The sequence below is a fragment of the Micromonospora sp. ATCC 39149 genome (genome assembly GCF_000158815.1).
Classification (GTDB): domain Bacteria; phylum Actinomycetota; class Actinomycetes; order Mycobacteriales; family Micromonosporaceae; genus Micromonospora.
Genome location: NZ_GG657738.1, coordinates 6,653,137 through 6,655,302, shown reverse-complemented (window position 1 = coordinate 6,655,302; position 2,166 = coordinate 6,653,137). Strand labels below are relative to the sequence as shown.

3 protein-coding genes are annotated in these 2,166 nt (G+C 68.9%); all 3 read left to right on the top strand.

The genetic code is table 11. The features are described from left to right. Positions 1 to 356 (top strand): substrate-binding domain-containing protein (locus MCAG_RS28735; RefSeq protein WP_007076449.1); only part of this gene is annotated, 356 nt, incomplete at its 5' end. Positions 357 to 630: 274 nt separating this feature from the next. After that, positions 631 to 1,851 carry a hypothetical protein gene (locus MCAG_RS28730; RefSeq protein ID WP_198141681.1) on the top strand — a complete coding sequence of 407 codons (1,221 nt, stop codon included), beginning with the start codon at positions 631 to 633 and terminating at the stop codon, positions 1,849 to 1,851. Next, positions 1,844 to 2,166: hemerythrin domain-containing protein (locus MCAG_RS28725; protein ID WP_198141680.1), on the top strand; the 323-nt coding region annotated here is incomplete at its 3' end. The genes MCAG_RS28730 and MCAG_RS28725, both read left to right, overlap by 8 nt.

Sequence of the window (2,166 nt, the reverse complement as noted above, 5' to 3'; positions counted from 1 at the left end):
AGGCGGACTGGTCCGCGGCGTCGGGGTACCGCTGCGGGCAGATGCTGGCCGGGACACCGGGGGTGACGGCGGTCTTCACCGCCAACGACGACCTCGCCCTGGGCGTGCTGCACGCGCTGCACGAGCAGGGCCGACGGGTGCCGGAGGAGGTCAGCGTCGTCGGCTTCGACGACGTGCCGGACGCCGCGTACTTCATCCCGCCGCTGACCACCGTCCGGCCGGACTTCGACACCGTGGCGAAGGCCAGCCTCGACCTGCTCCTGACGCAGATCGAATCCGGTGCCGATCGCACACTGCGGCAGACCGTCTCCCCCACGTTGATCGAGCGCAGCAGCGTTGCCCCACCACCCAGGTGACCCCGGCCGCCCTTCCGCCATGCCGACGACACCACCGAACCCACCGGCGACCGCCAGCGCCGCCGGTTGACGGCGGATTGACGGTCGAGGTGGCCGACCGGTGGCTACCTGGCCGGGACATCTGCCCACCAGTCGACGTAGCCGCGCCCGATGCGCTCCCCCTCCCGATCCCGCTCCCCGACGTTCGCCTGAGTTGATCGGCGGTATTTGGCAGGTTTTACCCCTCTCTGCCCGGGTAGTCCTGGCCTGAAGCCACCAACGAATGGGAGTGCACGTGTTCAATCCTCTGGAGCACAAGGGAATCCCCCTGGAGGACCAGATCCGCAACTGGCGCGAGCTGAACGTCGAACCCATTGACCCGGAGGCGGTCGAGCCGTACACCCGGTGCCGGATCATCACCATGAACGGCATCGAGGTCGAGGCGATCAACTTCCAGCACCAGTTCGCCCGCAACTGCCCCGACCAGGAGGTACGCCGCCAGTTGGCGTACGTGCGGTACCTGGAGAGCCAGCAGCAGCGGGTGGTGAACTGGCTGCTGCCCGGCCTCGCCAGCGTGCTGGAGACGACCCTCGGCTACGAGCAGGTCGCCGTCGACCTGACCGCGTGGGTGGCCCGGCACGAGCCCGACGCGTACCTCAGGCAGGCGTACGAGTTCGGCGTGCTGGAGGACTTCGACCACCTGTACCGCTACGCCAACCTCTACGAGATGCTGGAGCGGCGCAAGGCCGGGAAGATCGTCGACGGCCTCACCGAGGTCATGCCGGGCCGACCCACGGTGATCGAGCACCGTCACCCCTTCGACGAGGTCCGCACCCCCTACGACCGCGAGAGCGTCGATCCCCGGTCGAAGCTGAACGCCCTGACGATCCTCTCCGCCGAGCAGCAGGTGATGTTCTACTACATGAACGTCGGACCGCAGTACATGGAGCCGATCGCCCGCCAGCTCTACCAGGAGATCAGCCTGATCGAGCAGGAGCACGTCACCCACTACGAGTCGCTGCTCGACCCGGGCGAGAACTGGTGGGAGCGGCTGCTCACCCACGAATACAACGAGTGCTGGCTCTACTACTCGTTCCTCCAGCAGGAGAGCGACCCAAAGGTCAAGGCCGTGTGGGAGTTGCACCTGCAGATGGAGCTGGCCCACCTGCAACAGGCCGCCGACCTGCTGCGCCGCCACGACGGCCGGGAGCCCGAGCAGATCGTCGGCAGCGCGGGGCTGCCCGAGCCGCTGACCTTCGAACCGAACAAGGAGTACCTGCGGCACCTGCTGGCCACCCAGATCGATCTCACCAAGCTCGGCGAGGGCTACGTCCGAGAGGCACACGAGCGCTTCGAGTGGATGCAACGGCAGCTACACGACGGGCAGAAGCCGCCGAGCGAGCAGGTGATCGACCTGCACCGCGAGCGCTTCGGCGGCGAGTACCGCATCGAGACCGAGGGCCCGCACCCGGTCGAGGAGCTGCGTACCCGTGAGGGGGTGCTGCGCCGTGCGTAAGACCACCGCGCGCCCGGCCGCGCCGGGCCCCGTCGAGGAGGACGTCGTCGACCTGCTGCTGGCCCAGCACGCCCGCATCGAGGAGCTGTTCCTGCTCGTCGTCGGCGGCACCGGGCAGGTGCGCCGGGACGCCTTCGACGCCCTGGTCCGCCTGCTGGCCGTGCACGAGACGGCCGAGGAGGAGGTCGTCCACCCGCTGTCGCGCACCCTGCCCGGCGAGGGCGGCGACGCCATGGTCGACGAGCGGCTCGCCGAGGAGAAACAGGCCAAGCAGACCCTGAAGGCCCTCGTCGCCGCCGGCGTCGACGACGCGGG